General features: G+C 45.5%; 14 protein-coding genes. 7 read left to right on the forward strand and 7 right to left on the reverse strand.

Going from position 1 to position 14,967, the window contains the following annotated elements; genetic code table 11:
• Both ACYX4M_RS06010 and ACYX4M_RS06015 read right to left on the reverse strand, forming a co-directional pair.
• A complete protein-coding gene (locus tag ACYX4M_RS06010; protein ID WP_476082283.1) occupies positions 1–585 on the reverse strand; it encodes an HAD family hydrolase in 585 nt (194 codons plus the stop codon).
• A 66-nt stretch (positions 586–651) separates the two neighbouring features.
• Positions 652–1,989: an MFS transporter gene (locus ACYX4M_RS06015; protein WP_476082284.1), complete on the reverse strand. Its 1,338-nt coding sequence runs from the start codon at positions 1,987–1,989 to the stop codon at positions 652–654.
• Between the two features lie 367 nt (positions 1,990–2,356).
• On the opposite strand from ACYX4M_RS06015, the gene uvrA reads away from it, so the two are divergent.
• Entirely contained in the window at positions 2,357–5,188 is a 2,832-nt protein-coding gene (gene uvrA / locus ACYX4M_RS06020) for an excinuclease ABC subunit UvrA (protein WP_476082285.1), read from the forward strand.
• Between the two features lie 202 nt (positions 5,189–5,390).
• Positions 5,391–5,558: a hypothetical protein gene (locus ACYX4M_RS06025; RefSeq protein WP_025256952.1), complete on the forward strand. Its 168-nt coding sequence runs from the start codon at positions 5,391–5,393 to the stop codon at positions 5,556–5,558.
• Between the two features lie 64 nt (positions 5,559–5,622).
• On the opposite strand, the gene ACYX4M_RS06030 is transcribed toward ACYX4M_RS06025, so the two are convergent.
• A complete protein-coding gene (locus tag ACYX4M_RS06030) occupies positions 5,623–7,125 on the reverse strand; it encodes an Hsp70 family protein (RefSeq protein WP_476082286.1) in 1,503 nt (500 codons plus the stop codon).
• A gap of 186 nt (positions 7,126–7,311) precedes the next feature.
• On the opposite strand from ACYX4M_RS06030, the gene ACYX4M_RS06035 reads away from it, so the two are divergent.
• Both ACYX4M_RS06035 and ACYX4M_RS06040 read left to right on the forward strand, forming a co-directional pair.
• On the forward strand, positions 7,312–7,731 hold the full coding sequence (locus ACYX4M_RS06035) for an acyl-CoA thioesterase (RefSeq protein ID WP_476082287.1): 420 nt from the start codon (positions 7,312–7,314) through the stop codon (positions 7,729–7,731).
• Between the two features lie 22 nt (positions 7,732–7,753).
• Positions 7,754–8,452: a 2OG-Fe(II) oxygenase family protein gene (locus tag ACYX4M_RS06040; RefSeq protein ID WP_476082288.1), complete on the forward strand. Its 699-nt coding sequence runs from the start codon at positions 7,754–7,756 to the stop codon at positions 8,450–8,452.
• Between the two features lie 6 nt (positions 8,453–8,458).
• Here ACYX4M_RS06040 and ACYX4M_RS06045 read toward each other — a convergent pair whose 3' ends face one another.
• From ACYX4M_RS06045 to ACYX4M_RS06060, 4 genes are all read right to left on the reverse strand, one after another.
• Entirely contained in the window at positions 8,459–9,373 is a 915-nt protein-coding gene (locus ACYX4M_RS06045) for a dihydrodipicolinate synthase family protein (protein ID WP_476082289.1), read from the reverse strand.
• A 27-nt stretch (positions 9,374–9,400) separates the two neighbouring features.
• Positions 9,401–9,886, reverse strand: a complete 486-nt coding sequence (locus ACYX4M_RS06050; protein ID WP_474828504.1) for a DUF3299 domain-containing protein — start codon at positions 9,884–9,886, stop codon at positions 9,401–9,403.
• A gap of 141 nt (positions 9,887–10,027) precedes the next feature.
• On the reverse strand, positions 10,028–10,558 hold the full coding sequence (gene ppa / locus ACYX4M_RS06055) for an inorganic diphosphatase (RefSeq protein ID WP_014947861.1): 531 nt from the start codon (positions 10,556–10,558) through the stop codon (positions 10,028–10,030).
• Between the two features lie 165 nt (positions 10,559–10,723).
• Complete coding sequence (locus ACYX4M_RS06060) at positions 10,724–11,698, reverse strand: class 1 fructose-bisphosphatase (RefSeq protein WP_476082290.1); 975 nt, start codon at positions 11,696–11,698, stop codon at positions 10,724–10,726.
• A 309-nt stretch (positions 11,699–12,007) separates the two neighbouring features.
• Here ACYX4M_RS06060 and mpl point away from each other — a divergent pair, with 309 nt between their 5' ends.
• The 3 genes from mpl (at position 12,008) to ACYX4M_RS06075 (ending at position 14,876) form a co-directional block, all read left to right on the forward strand.
• Entirely contained in the window at positions 12,008–13,366 is a 1,359-nt protein-coding gene (mpl, locus tag ACYX4M_RS06065; protein ID WP_476082291.1) for a UDP-N-acetylmuramate:L-alanyl-gamma-D-glutamyl-meso-diaminopimelate ligase, read from the forward strand.
• Between the two features lie 65 nt (positions 13,367–13,431).
• Positions 13,432–14,064: a flavin prenyltransferase UbiX gene (locus ACYX4M_RS06070; protein ID WP_014975357.1), complete on the forward strand. Its 633-nt coding sequence runs from the start codon at positions 13,432–13,434 to the stop codon at positions 14,062–14,064.
• Between the two features lie 2 nt (positions 14,065–14,066).
• Positions 14,067–14,876, forward strand: a complete 810-nt coding sequence (locus ACYX4M_RS06075; RefSeq protein ID WP_476082292.1) for a S1/P1 nuclease — start codon at positions 14,067–14,069, stop codon at positions 14,874–14,876.
• Positions 14,877–14,967 lie beyond the last annotated feature (91 nt).

Genomic DNA, 14,967 nt, shown 5'->3' on the forward strand with positions numbered 1-14,967 from the left:
TTAGTAGATAAGCCGCGAGTTATCGACCATAAAGCAAGCCATGCCGCCGTCAAGGGCCGCTTTTCTACCCATGTCGGTATCTTCAAACACCACACAATGCTGTGGTGCTACACCCATCAACTCTGCCGCACGCACAAAGGTTTCAGGGTGAGGTTTACCTTTAGTTACGTCATCAGAGGTAACCAGCGCTGATAATTGCTCTAATAACCCATGCTCATTTAGCACCCATTTCGCGTGCTGCCTATCTGAGCCCGTACCCACAGCAATGGGCATGCTTCCCTTATAGTGATTAAACACATCAAGGGTATCTTGGATAAGTTTTGGCACATGATCTAGTCCTTCAAAGGCCTGTTTTTTATATAAGGCGACCTCTGCTGGTTCATGACTTTTACCATACTTGGCATTCATAAGATGCACGGTTTCGAAGGTAGGAACTCCACCGAGACTATGTTGATAGTCTCGGTCGAAAGGATAGCCAAACGCATCGCAAGTCAGCTGCCAGGCATCGATATGCGCGCCCATTGAATCAACCAGGGTGCCATCCATGTCAAAAATAATGGCTTTATAGCTGCTTAGGTCGATCATGGTGCTCCCTTCCTTTCAAAATTACTATGGTGTTAACCTATCTTGGTATGTAACGTAATGGCATCTCTATACCGACAGCACGTCTCGCGCTTTTACTGCGTCAAATTCACGGTCTACCTTAAGATAAACTGCATTATTTTGACCGTTTAGTGTTACTTCCAGCACACCTGGCACTAACATTAATTCTGACTCGATTGTGGAGGCTTTTGAATTATCAAACTCTGCGTTCATCATCACACGCTTTACCCGGCTCACTTCCTTCACGCCATAAATAATGAAGAGCCATAGCAAAGTACTAGCCGCACCAATTCCGTAAGCAAATTCTTGTGACCATATGTCAGTCACTAAACCTGAAATCACACCGCCTAGAAACGCACCGAAAAACTGAAAACTGGCGTAAAGCCCCATAGCCGTCCCTTTTTGCCCCGCAGGTGCAATGCTCGACACCAAAGCAGGGAAATTCGCTTCTAAATAATTAAAGCCAGTGAAGAACAGAACTACAGCTGCGGTAACCCACCACCAGCTTTGGTCTTCTAAGCTAAGCGCTAAAAAAGCGCCGCCCATCAGCACTACACCGATTACAAGAAGTGATTTTGGCGTGCGGCCTCTTGCTGCTCCCATCATTATAATTAGACCAACAATCGACGCTCCAAGCACGGGTAAGTAAACTGTCCAGTGGCTTTCTAACGTCATATCAAAATTCAGTAGCGTAACGGGCAGTTGAACAAACAACAGCGTTATCATCATGTGTAGAATCATTACGCTGATATTTAAACGCCATAACTGAGAAGAGAAGACTAAGCGCTTTAGCTGGTCTTTTTGTGGAAGTGTATCGCCGCTGCTAAGCTGCACACCATTTGGGACTACCCATTTAACCAGCGGCATGCAAAGAATGGCCAGAATACCAGTAATACCAAACACACCGGCAAGTCCGTAGCTGTTTGCAATAAGAGGCCCTAAAATAACGGCTAAATAGAAAGAAAACCCAATGGCTATACCTATAATAGCTAACACCTTAGCACGCTGACTTTCCCGGCTGACATCGGTAGCAAGCGCCATTATCGCACCTGCAATAGCCCCAGCGCCTTGAAGAATACGCCCAACAATCATCATAGCCATGCTGTCAGCATTGGCTGCCACAAAGCTTCCTAAAGCAAATACAGCAAGCCCCAGCAAAATAACGGGTTTACGCCCCCATTTGTCAGACATCATGCCCATAGGAATTTGCAGCGCAGCCTGGGTTAGGCCATATCCACCCACGGCAAGCCCCACCAATAGCGGTGAGTAATCCGGGTAGTCCATCGCGGCCACAGCCAATACAGGCATAACCATGAACAACCCCATCATGCGTAATACGTAAACGGAGGCGAGTGCAAGCGCGGCGCGTAATTCCAAAGCGTTCAAAGCGTCTGTTTCCCTCAATAAATAAAATCAAAAAAACATAAAAGCGCGCAGAGAACACTTGTTTCTGCAGCATCAAGAATAAGGTCGCGAAGTGTAGCATAAATTGCATTTATGCCCACTTACCTTAAATTCGGTTAATACAATTGGCATTTTCTTCAACTCGCGAGGTTGATTTACCTTTTTGCCTTAATAGGGGTTTAAAAGTGGGGATAAAATCGCCACTTTGCAATGTCGTTAAGCGAGAACTAATCGTAAGCTTATGACCGTGAGGTGATCTGCTTGCTCCGCTTACAGTATAACTTGAATGTCATATCACTTTACTTGACACCTATGGCATACTGATTCTTTTTCTCTCATTTAGGCTTCAATGGATAAAATCGAAATTCGCGGTGCTCGCACCCACAACTTGAAAAACATCGATTTAACACTGCCACGAGACAAACTGGTGGTGATAACCGGCCTTTCTGGCTCGGGTAAATCGTCTCTTGCATTCGACACGCTTTATGCGGAAGGTCAACGTCGTTACGTAGAGTCTTTGTCCGCCTACGCGCGTCAGTTTCTTTCCATGATGGAAAAACCCGATGTTGATCATATTGAGGGTTTATCACCTGCAATATCCATTGAACAAAAATCGACGTCGCATAACCCACGTTCCACCGTGGGTACTATCACTGAGATTTACGACTACTTACGTTTGATGTTTGCACGCGTTGGCACACCCCGTTGCCCGGAGCACGATGTGCCGCTAGATGCGCAAACGGTTAGTCAAATGGTCGACAAAGTATTAGCGATGCCGGAAGGCAGTAAGTTAATGCTGCTAGCGCCTATTGTTAAAGACCGTAAAGGCGAGCACGTTAAGACGCTGCAAAATCTCTCTGCTCAGGGCTTTATCCGCGCTCGTATCGACGGCGAGGTTTGTGACTTGTCCGATCCACCGCCACTGGATTTGCATAAGAAGCACACCATTGAAGTTGTGGTGGACCGCTTTAAAGTGCGTGACGATATGGCACTGCGTTTATCAGAATCATTTGAGACAGCGCTGAGCCTAGCTGGTGGTAACGCTGTTGTCGCTGATATGGACGATAAAGACGCGGAAGAAATCGTGTTTTCAGCCAACTTTGCTTGTCCTCACTGTGGCTACAGCATTAGTGAACTTGAACCACGCCTGTTTTCATTTAACAACCCAGCCGGTGCCTGCCCAACTTGTGACGGGCTAGGTACAAGACAGTTTTTTGATCCTGCACGCGTAGTCGGCAATACCGAATTGAGCCTGTCTGGCGGAGCGATTCGCGGTTGGGACAAGCGCAGCTACTACTATTTCCAGATGTTGCAGGCAGTAGCAGAACATTACAAATTTAGTCTTACTGTGCCGTTTGAAGAACTCGATGACAAACACAAAGACATCGTGCTCTACGGGTCCAAAGGGAAATCGCTGTCTTTCAAATATATTAATGAGCGCGGCGATGTTATGGAACGCAAACATCCATTTGAGGGCATTATTCCTAATATGGAGCGCCGCTATCGTGAAACCGAGTCGAACTCAGTTCGTGAAGAGCTAGCAAAATATTTAAGCCAACAGCATTGCAGTAGCTGTAACGGCACCCGTTTGCGGGTTGAAGCGCGTAACGTATTTATTCAAGATACTAACTTACCTGCTATTGCAGAAATGTCGATTGCAGATGCGTTTGGCTTCTTTGAGTCACTTAATCTAGAAGGCCAGCGAGCGCAAATAGCTGAAAAGATTTTAAAAGAAATTATGGACCGCTTAAGCTTTTTAGTGAATGTGGGCCTTAACTATCTTTCTATGTCACGCAGCGCCGACACCCTATCCGGTGGTGAAGCCCAGCGTATTCGATTAGCAAGTCAAATTGGCGCAGGTCTTGTTGGCGTAATGTACGTACTCGATGAACCGTCCATCGGTCTTCATCAACGTGACAATGAAAGGTTGCTTGGCACACTTACACGCTTGCGCGATCTTGGTAATACGGTATTAGTTGTTGAGCACGACGAAGATGCCATACGCGAAGCCGATTACATTGTGGATATTGGCCCGGGTGCTGGTGTACACGGTGGTGAAATTATTGCCGAAGGTTCGCTGGAAGACATTAAAAACAGTGAAGACTCACTTACCGGAAAATACCTATCTGGTAAGGAAAAAATAGAGATACCTGCTAACCGTACGCCAGTTAAAGACGATAAATGGTTAGAGCTTTTAGGCGCTACCGGCAACAATTTGCAATCCGTTGATTTACGTATACCTACCGGTGTGATGACCTGCGTGACGGGGGTGTCTGGCTCGGGTAAATCAACGCTGATTAACGACACTTTCTACAAAATTGCGCAGCGCGAGCTGAACAAGGCGACCACGTCTGAACCTGCGCCGCATAAGTCGATGACAGGGTTAGACCAACTCGACAAAGTAGTAGATATTGACCAAAGCCCTATCGGTAGAACCCCGCGTTCTAACCCAGCAACTTATGCGGGTATTTTCACTCCTATTCGTGAAATGTTCGCCGGCACGCAAGAGTCACGTTCACGAGGTTACAAACCTGGCCGCTTCAGCTTTAACGTGAAAGGCGGGCGCTGTGAGGCATGTCAGGGTGACGGCGTAATTAAAGTAGAAATGCACTTTTTGCCAGACGTGTACGTGCCTTGTGATGTATGTCAGGGCAAACGCTATAACCGTGAAACCCTAGAGATAAAATACAAAGATAAGAACATCCACGAAGTATTAGAAATGACGGTGGAAGATGCCCGTCAGTTCTTCGACGCTATACCGGCTATTTCACGTAAATTGCAGACCCTCATGGACGTTGGCTTGTCGTATATTCGACTAGGCCAAGCAGCCACTACGTTATCAGGTGGTGAAGCACAGCGTGTGAAATTGGCGAAAGAGTTGTCAAAAAGAGACACTGGGCAGACACTTTATATTCTGGATGAGCCAACCACCGGTTTGCACTTCCACGATATTAAACAGTTATTAGCCGTCCTTCATAGACTACGCGATCACGGTAATACCGTTGTGGTTATTGAGCATAACCTGGATGTAATCAAAACCGCGGATTGGATTGTGGACCTTGGACCTGAAGGAGGATCTGGAGGTGGCCAGATTATTGCAGAAGGAACACCTGAGCATGTGGCACAACAAGAAGTTTCACATACAGGTCGTTTTCTGAAACCCATGCTCACACAAGCTTGAGCCAGTTATGATGTAAATTCTTAGGCATTAAGTGCACGATTTCTTCTTGCGAGTTGTTGTGAAATTTACACTTCAATTTGTAAAAAGTGCGCGTTGATGCTTATTTACACATTTTTTACGCTGGTCAGAGTTTGTTTTGGCAAATCATACGTTACGATGATTTATGTGAATTTTGCAGTAAGAATTGCTGGAGCGAAACCCAATGACTCAAACGCCACCACTAGCCTTAGTTAAGACTTGGTACCACTTACTTTCATCATCTGAAGATAACGATGTGAAAGCGCGCGCACAAGAAATGCTGTTAAATGCTTTCGAGTCGCCAGAAGCCATCGCAGTTTATTTGAAAGAACACAATATTCTTAAGCACTGATCAAAAAAGCCTTAGCGTAGTAGGCGTTACTACGCTAAGGCTTAGTGTTTATTTGTAAACGATGTTACGCGTGCTTAGCCGCTTGAATAGCTAATCCTTCGCACACCGAGTTGAATGCATCGTTTTCTAATCGAGGCAGCCCCGTAAGCAGTTTTTCATAGAGTGCATCAACGACAATAGGCGATAAACTCATACCACCCGTTATCATTACCACTTCTGGTTTTTCACTACTATTTTCCAAGCATTCCACCACTAGCGCTTTCACTTTATCAAGCCAAGGCTTTAATGCTTTTTTGAGCGAGTCTTGTGAAATCTCCACGTCAAAATCATCTTCAATATAGTGCAGCGGCAGCGTAATGTTTTGCTTGCTCGAAAGTAGTTCTTTGGCTAATCGAGCTGAGTTTACTACTCGGGCAGACAATTTGTTCTCTTGCACAATAAGCAAACGTTCTAACTGGGCCGGCTCTTTAATCACTGACATGGTTTGTGAAATGTCTAACCCATAGTCATCAGAGAAAAAGCGTGTAAGTGCTGGAATATTATCAACCGCGCACATATCAGAAAAATAGGTAGGCGGAACAGGAAGCCCGTTCATCATCTTAAGGCCCATACCCATTTCAGGGGCTATGCCTTTAAGAACCAAGCTTTTATCACAGTCCATACCGCCCAGACGCCTGCCTGTTACCGCTAGCACATCGTCTTTACGGTCAAGCTGGTTGGAACGTTCCTGCGAAAGCTTAATACAGCAAATATCCGTTGTTCCCCCACCAATATCTACAATCAGTGTGGTGGTATCTTTTGGTAATGTTTGCTCAATTTTATACGCCGCTGCTATAGGCTCATCTAGGAAATTAACCCCAGAAAACCCTGCTTTAGTCGCAGCTTCGGTCATAATTTGAATGGCCTGAGCGTTCCCTTCTTCACCACGGGTGCCGTGAAATTTCACGGGTCTGCCGATAACGGCATTGTTTACCACCTTGCCTAGCTGCTGCTCGGCACACTGTTTAAAGTAAGCTAGCTGCTTGGCAATAATACCGATGAACGCCTGTTTTTGGTCGCCATCTAGCGATGCGCCTAAAAAGTTCTTTGGTGAATAAATAAGTCGGCCTTTGTCCGGCATTTTAAGAAAGCGTCTAAACCCTTCTTCACCAAATGCAAACTTGCCGTGCTCTACTAAACGCAGCAAAGGAATCTCGTCTAGCGACATAGCGTGCATTAACTGCTGAATCGCTTTGCGTTGAAGGGATGGCTTGTTATGAAGGTCACCACGAAGCGAGTCGATTCGGCTGCTATACATTGCCTGCTCTTTCGGGTCTTTTGCCGAATAATAGCCGTCTTTGGCTTTGTCTATTTGTTCGCTGATCACTCGCTGCAACTGCGCAACTTTCGCTTCAACCATAGCGTCTGGCGGCGGTGGTAGTTCATCTTCGAAATAGATAAATACCGAAGAGCGAATCTTATTGCCCTTCTTATCTAGCGGGTCAAGTTTGATGTGCTGATGGGCCGTTCCATCAAAATACACAACCTCAGAATTTGATGTACCGTAGTCAATCCCAATCGCAGTCATAGTATGTTCGCTCAAAAAGTTAGAAGCGGATTGTAATGCAAAAGAACCTAACGGCACACCCCCTGTAAGCTAATCAAAACACAACGATTTACCTTAAACACAATCGCTTACACAATGGCTTACTGAAAACCCTTGCCCATAATGCTAGAGTAGGAATTAAACTTATAACAATGCCTACAAAAAATTATGAGTAATACAGCACCACTTATCACTTCTTTTGACGTGCGTTTTTGCGAAACCGATGCCTTACAGCATGTTAGTAATACGGCACTGGTTGCGTGGTTTGAAGCGGCCCGAGAGCCCATTTTCAGAATGTTTACCCCTGAGCTAGACTTACAAAACTGGCCGCTTATTTTAGCCAGCTATAAGGTCGATTTTTTAGCGCAAATTTTTTACGGCAAACCGGTGACGGTGAAAACCTATATTAGCCGATTGGGAAACAGTGCATTCGATGTGTTTCAGGAGCTTTGGCAAGACGGCAATCTATGCTCAACTGGCGTGACCACCATGGTGCATTTTGACTATAAAACACAGCGTTCTGCGCCAATTCCAGATGATGTGAAGTCGGAGCTACAGTCACACTTTAAAGAACTACCCACTAAGTAATAAAGCGCAGTACGAGGTACCCATGAGCGATTTAATTGAAGTTATTGATGATGTGTTACCACCAGAGCTGTGCAAACAACTTATGGCGCGCTTTGAAAACAGTCCTAATCTTAGCCAAGGTCGCACTGGTGGTGGTGTAGATTTAGATAAAAAGCGCAGCATGGATGTGTCGATAAGCCGAAGCCCGGAATTTAAAGATTTATTCCAGCAAGTGATGCAGCATACCGGAAAGCAACTGGTCTCCTACATTGAAAAGTACTATTTTGCGCTTGTTGGGCCTATTGGCTTGACCGTACGTCACCCCAAAACTGGCGAACCGGTGAAGGTAACTGGTGAAAACTTTGAAGAAGTGGGTAAGCCAAATCTAGCCAACCTAGTTAACTATCTATTCCGCGTAGGCGATGTTAATGCACAGCGCTATACCGCAGGCAACGGCGGTTACCCTTACTGGCACTCAGAAGTGTATCCACAGCTTCAACATAACAATGCACTGCACCGCGTGTTGCTGTTTATGTACTACTTAAACGATGTGGACGAAGGCGGCGAAACAGAATTTTATTATCAAAACCGTGCGGTTAAGCCCAAAGCAGGCAGAATGGTGATTGCGCCGGCCTACTTTACTCACACGCACCGCGGCCAAATTCCAAAAAGTAACGACAAGTACATTTTAACGTCGTGGCTTCTGTTTAACCGCGCTGAACAAATTTATACTCAGGGCTAAGCGAGCCTAGCTTAACGACAGCTGCGCAATAATCTGTTCTAGCTCGCCGTACTCGTTTTTGTCGATAGGTAAGAATGGAGCAGGCAAGCTAGGCGTTTCACAATAGCCTAAGATTTCTGCTGCGGCTGCTACCACGCGAAGGCCGCCGCCATTGCGCGCAAACATGCTCCATATTCCGCTTAACGCTTGTGACTGGGCTTGTGCATCGACAGCATTACCAGACTGAGCGGCGTCGATAATACGCATTACAGTTCGCGGGAATATTCCCCCTATAACAGAAAGCCAAAGGTCACAACCTTCACTCATTCCTGCTGCGCCAAAACTATCACCACTCACGCCTATAGCAATATGTGCAGGCATTATCTCCCGTAATGATGCTAATCGGCGAGCACCGTTACTAGTACTACCATCAGTTGCACTTTTGCCAAACGGAGAACCCGGTATTTTAATCGTCCCTATATTCGGTAACTGCCCTAGGCGACGATATAAATCATCGCTGAAGGTAAAATTAGTCACGCGAGGATTTTCGTAAACGCAGATAGGCACAGATACCTCGTGACTCACTGCCTCATATAGGCCAAACACTTCATCTTCGTTAAGCACTTGATAGGAAACTGGTGCTAACAGCACAGCATTAATACCTGCTTGCTGCACAGCTTCAACGTTTTTTAGCACGTCATAGGTTCTCAGCGCCCCAACGCCTGCCATAACAGGAATGCCATTTGCGTGGTCGACGGCGAGCTTTGCTACGTCGTACTTTTCCTCTCGCGTTAGATAAGGATACAGTCCAGTAGAACCTATCGCGCAAATTGAATCTACATTCGCCGAAGCCAAATTATCAACAAGCCCTTTAAACGCTTTGTAATCAATAGCTTCTTGTTTAAAGGGGGTAATGGGAAACGCTGATAAACCTGTAAACACCTGATATCCTTTTTAAACGTTTTATGCTTAAAACCCTTCTACGGCTTCGCCTTTCAAACGGTAACCTACAGACGCAATATCGCCTTTCCAACCGTCAGTCGACAGTTCACCTGTTACCCAAATTGCGTCGTAAATATTATCGATACGCACACCTTCTTCAAATTTCACGTACACAATTTGATTAGAAGGTGGTGGTGGTACGTGAATACAGGCGCCAAAATACGGAACAAGTAAAAACTCAGTGGTAAGCTCAGCGGTACCTTCTAGCGGCACAACAAAACCAGGGATTTTGACTCGTTTACCGTCAAAGGTATCGATTACTGGTGCATCAGGCTGAAGCTGACTCATTTCACCATTGTGTTGAACTGATGGTGGCGCAAGTTCATTAAAGCCTTCAGGCACTAGGTCTTCCCAATATACCTCTACCGGAGCTTCATCTGCCAGAGCATTGAAGGTTACAACCATCATTACTACAGCGAATAATGAGGTCATGGATAATTTATGGTGGATCATACTGCTCTCTATCGTTGAGTATTTTGTTCGCTTTTTTGAATAGGCTTTTGCTTTTTGTTTTCAATCTTCACTTTTAGACCACATACAAAAAGGGCTGGTATTACACCAGCCCTTTGTATCATCAATTTAAAGCAGCGTGAATTATTCTGCTTCGAAACGCGCGATGCTTGCGGTAATTTCTTCTTTTGCAGCTGCAGCGTCTGCCCAACCGTCAATTTTCACCCATTTGCCTTCTTCAAGATCTTTATAGTGCTCGAAGAAGTGCTCGATTTGCTTAAGAAGAAGCGGAGGTACGTCTGCAATTTCTTTAACGTCACGGTAAATAGTAGAAAGCTTATCTACTGGTACCGCTAGTACTTTTGCGTCTTTACCAGACTCGTCTGTCATGTTTAGTACGCCAACTGGACGACACTTAATTACAGAACCTGCAAGTAGTGGGAACGGCGTCATCACTAGAACGTCAACTGGGTCACCGTCTTCAGACAGGGTGTTGTTCACGTAACCGTAGTTAGTTGGGTAGTGCATGCAAGTTGCCATGAAACGGTCAACAAAAAGCGCACCTGTATCTTTATCTACTTCGTACTTCACTGGGTCAGCGTGTGCTGGAATCTCAATGATTACGTTCACTTCATCTGGTACATTTTTACCAGCAGAAATAGCACTCAAGCTCATTCTTAGGTCCTTTCAGTAATGTATTAAAAATTTTGGCCGTAAGTATACGGTGACAACAGCAAAATAAAAACGCTTTACGACCCATGTCGTACTAATCTCTTTATTTTTCGTTAAATTTTGCTGCTTTTTAATAAAAAAATGACCCCGACGGGTCATTTTTCGCTACTACGCTTTGTCGTTGTAGCTCAAGCACATTTCAACTTCGTCTTTCGAGCCGATAATACAAGGTACGCGCTGGTGAATTTCTTCAGGCATAACTTCTAGAATACGGCCATTACCCGTTTCCGCTTTACCACCGGCCTGCTCCATCAAAAATGCCATTGGGTTTGCTTCGTAAAGCAAACGCAATTTACCTGGCTTAGACGGGTCTCGATTATCAAATGGGTACATAAAGATACCGCCGCGACATAGTAAACGGTGGATATCTCCCACCATTGCCGCAACCCAACGCATATTAAAGTTTTTACCGCGAGGGCCTTCTTTACCCGCTAACAAATCGGCAATATATGCTTGCATCGCCGGTTCCCAATGACGCTGGTTCGACGCGTTAATAGAGAACTCAGAGGTTTCTTCAGGCACCTTAATATTCGGGTGAGTAAGTAGGAAGCCGCCGTGAGTTTTATCGAGGGTATAGATGTGCGTACCGCGACCTGTAGTTAGCGCCAACATAGTAGAAGGGCCGTACAGTACATAGCCTGCAGCAACCATTTGTGTGCCTGGCTGCAGAAAAGCAGATGGGTCATCTGGCTTCATCCACTGCGGTGCATGAGTAATAGAGAAAATAGTACCAATTAGGCTGTTTATTTCGGTATTTGACGAGCCATCTAGCGGGTCGAAGCTTACTAGGTAGTTACCTTCTGGATTGCACGGTACTACATCGTCTTCTTCTTCAGACGAGATGGCTTTAACGTAGCCAGATTCCCTTAGCGTGTCTTTTAAAATGTGGTTAGAGATAACGTCGAGCTTTTTCTGCGTTTCGCCCTGAACGTTTTCTGAAAGGGTTGAACCGAGCACGCCAGCAAGTGCGCCTTGACTCACGCGGAAAGAAATTTCTTTACAGCCCGCTAGCAGTGTACGAATGAGTAGTATTAACTCAAGCGGTGCACCGTCTTGTTGCAATTGGGAATTTAAACGTTTCATTGAATGTAAGCCTTTTTTTATGTGTAGGGTGTTGTACTTGCAGTCGCTCAGCTTTCCTTACCGGCGTTTATCTGAAGTACACACAGGTTTTGAGCCTGTGTTTAGATTGTAACCGCGTTCTTTGCTAAGTGAAACATACTAACCAAAAGTCATACACACACCATACCAGTTTACATACTTTAAACACCTGAATGTTTAAGGTACATAAAGGCTGTCAGCTGCACTGCTTTGGTAAAAATTGAATTATCTATAGGTCGTAGGGTTCTGATACAGTACCCCAATAACATGATAAATCACCGAGAATGCGCTATGCATGTACATATTTTAGGCATTTGTGGAAGTTTTATGGGTGGCATTGCCGCCATTGCCAAATCACTAGGCCACAAGGTTACAGGCTCAGATAAAAATGTTTATCCTCCTATGAGCACTCAGCTTGAAGCGCTTGGCATCGAGCTTACACAAGGCTATTGCGAAAGCCAATTTGATCCAGCACCCGATATGGTAGTAATTGGTAACGCCATGTCGCGCGGCAACCCGGCTGTGGAGTATGTGCTAAACCGCAATTTACCTTATACCAGCGGCCCGCAATGGCTACTCGACAACTTACTCAAAGATCGTTGGGTGATTGGTCTATCTGGTACCCACGGTAAAACAACAACCAGCAGTATGGTGGCGTGGATTCTTGAACACGCTGGTCTTAATCCTGGTTATTTAATTGGCGGCGTCCCAGAGAACTTTGGTGTTTCAGCTCGCGTAGGTGAAAGCCCCTTTTTTGTCATAGAAGCCGACGAATACGACAGCGCATTTTTCGATAAACGTTCGAAATTCGTGCACTATCGCCCGAAAACCTTGGTTATTAACAACCTTGAGTTTGACCATGCAGATATTTTTGCTGACCTTGCTGCTATCCAAACTCAGTTTCACCATTTGGTTCGCATGGTGCCTGAAAATGGACTTATTCTTACACCAGACAGTACACCTGCGATAGAAGATATGCTTAGGAAAGGCTGCTGGTCTTCTCGTCAATCGTTAGGCAAAGAATGGCATGCTGAGCTGCTAAAGAAAGACGGTAGTGAATTTAACGTTCTACATAACGGCGTTGTAGCCGGAACCGTAACGTGGGCGCTGGTTGGTCAGCACAATGTAGACAACGCACTAATGGCCATAGCTGCAGCACATCATGCGGGCATTACCTTACCTGATGCCATAGAAGCCTTATCCTTTTTTAAGAATGTTAAACGCCGCATGGAAGTTAAGGGCGAAGTCGACGGAGTCACGCTTTACGATGACTTTGCGCACCACCCTACCGCTATAGCGACTACACTTGATGGACTGCGTAAAAAAGTAGGTAATGCACGTATATTAGCCGTGCTAGAGCCGCGCTCGAACACCATGAAAATGGGCGTGCATAAAGATACACTGGCTAATTCATGGCAAAAAGCCGATGAAGTTTACCTTTACGAACCTGAAGGCATGGACTGGTCTTTAGTTGATTCGGTAGCGCACAGCAATGCGCCTACCCACTGTTTTAGAGATGTAGAGAAGATCGTTCAAAGTGTTTGCAACGTAGCACAACCGGGCGATCATATTCTTGTAATGAGTAACGGCGGTTTCGAAGGCATTCACAGCCGTATCCTTGACGCTTTAAATATGAAGTCCAAACTTTAAAAAATTAAAACGACGTTATATTCGATTGGCAAGCCTTTAGGCTTGTCATCAACAGAGGCTAAACCATGAAACACGATAAGCAAGTGACACTTGCTATTACAGGTGCATCTGGTGCACCTTACGCCCTAACACTGCTGAAATCGCTGGTTAATGCAGACTATCAAGTTTACGTACTTATTTCTTCGGCTGCCAAAGTGGTATTTGCCACAGAAGAAAACGTAAAAATACCGGGCCGTCCCGAAGACGCAGCGGCGTTTTTTACCGAGCACTGCAATGCTAAACCCGACCAAATAAAAGTGTTTGGAAAAGAAGAGTGGTTTTCACCAGTAGCTTCAGGCTCGGCTGCCCCAGCAAAAATGGTGGTATGTCCATGCTCTACAGGCACATTATCGGCTATTAGTATTGGCGCAAGCGACAATCTCATTGAGCGAGCAGCTGATGTGGTATTAAAGGAACGGGGCCAACTTATTTTAGTGCCACGTGAAATGCCGCTCTCTTCTATTCACCTTGAAAATATGCTCAAGCTTTCTCAAATGGGTGCTACTATTATGCCTGCAGCGCCAGGCTTTTATCACAATCCAAAAACTATCGACGACTTGGTCGATTTTGTTGTGGCGCGCATACTAGACCACCTAGGTATTGAACAGTCTCTCGTCGCCAGATGGGGCTATCAGTCTTCTAAACATTCTGAGGATTAATTATGTTAGCGTTTGCAAACAGGATTTGCGCAGTAGCGCTTAGCACACTATTTACGTTGTGCATTGCATCACCCGCCTTCGGCTGGGGTCAAACAGGCCATAGAGTAACGGGTGCTATTGCCCAGCAGTATTTAAGCCCCCTTTCACATGCGGCACTTATGGAGTTGCTACCACATGGCTCCTTGGCTGAAGCCTCGACCCATGCCGATGAAATGCGTTCTAACCCCAGCGAATTTTGGCAGAAAACGGCTAGCCCATGGCACTATGTATCTGTGCCCAAGGGTAAAACCTACGAAGAGGTCGGTGCACCAAAGCAAGGTGATGCGGTTACCGCGTTAAAGCAATTTACCGAAACTTTAAAAAGCGACACAGCCAGCATTGAAGAGAAGCGCTTAGCCCTTCAGTTCATCGTGCATATCATTGGCGACTTGCATCAGCCACTGCACGCTGGTAACGGCACTGACCGCGGTGGAAACGATGTAAAAGTACGCTTTTTCTGGCAAGATTCTAATTTGCACCGCGTGTGGGATTCGCAAATGCTAGATCAGCGCGACCTGTCCTATTCTGAGTGGACTAAGTGGCTTACACAAACCATTAGCTCAGAAGACATTCGCAGTTGGGCGACAACAGACCCTATGGTATGGATTGAAGAAAGTACCGCTATTCGAGATACCATCTACCCAGATAATGCCAACAACATGAGTTACGACTACCTGTACAATCATTTACCTACAGCGAAAAAGCGTTTGCAGATGGCTGGTATTCGCATCGCAATATATCTGAATCAGGTATTTGAAGAAGCGAACAAGTAGGTTTTAACTAACACCAACGTCACTTCCAAGTTGTATTAAGGCTGAACAATTAGCCTTATTGGTATTAGCGGAAACGCTGCAAGCATTAAAA

This window comes from Alteromonas sp. ABV4_150, from assembly GCF_056311745.1.

Excerpts from the sequence above, each read along its gene's own strand:
- ACYX4M_RS06050 (WP_474828504.1), bottom strand. The coding sequence starts at position 9,886 with ATGATCCACCATAAATTATCCATGACCTCATTATTCGCTGTAGTAATG.
- mpl (WP_476082291.1), top strand. The coding sequence starts at position 12,008 with ATGCATGTACATATTTTAGGCATTTGTGGAAGTTTTATGGGTGGCATT.
- ACYX4M_RS06040 (WP_476082288.1), top strand. The coding sequence starts at position 7,754 with ATGAGCGATTTAATTGAAGTTATTGATGATGTGTTACCACCAGAGCTG.
- ACYX4M_RS06070 (WP_014975357.1), top strand. The coding sequence starts at position 13,432 with ATGAAACACGATAAGCAAGTGACACTTGCTATTACAGGTGCATCTGGT.
- ACYX4M_RS06060 (WP_476082290.1), bottom strand. The coding sequence starts at position 11,698 with ATGAAACGTTTAAATTCCCAATTGCAACAAGACGGTGCACCGCTTGAG.
- ACYX4M_RS06010 (WP_476082283.1), bottom strand. The coding sequence starts at position 585 with ATGATCGACCTAAGCAGCTATAAAGCCATTATTTTTGACATGGATGGC.
- ACYX4M_RS06075 (WP_476082292.1), top strand. The coding sequence starts at position 14,067 with ATGTTAGCGTTTGCAAACAGGATTTGCGCAGTAGCGCTTAGCACACTA.
- ACYX4M_RS06030 (WP_476082286.1), bottom strand. The coding sequence starts at position 7,125 with ATGACTGCGATTGGGATTGACTACGGTACATCAAATTCTGAGGTTGTG.
- ACYX4M_RS06035 (WP_476082287.1), top strand. The coding sequence starts at position 7,312 with ATGAGTAATACAGCACCACTTATCACTTCTTTTGACGTGCGTTTTTGC.
- ppa (WP_014947861.1), bottom strand. The coding sequence starts at position 10,558 with ATGAGCTTGAGTGCTATTTCTGCTGGTAAAAATGTACCAGATGAAGTG.
- uvrA (WP_476082285.1), top strand. The coding sequence starts at position 2,357 with ATGGATAAAATCGAAATTCGCGGTGCTCGCACCCACAACTTGAAAAAC.
- ACYX4M_RS06025 (WP_025256952.1), top strand. The coding sequence starts at position 5,391 with ATGACTCAAACGCCACCACTAGCCTTAGTTAAGACTTGGTACCACTTA.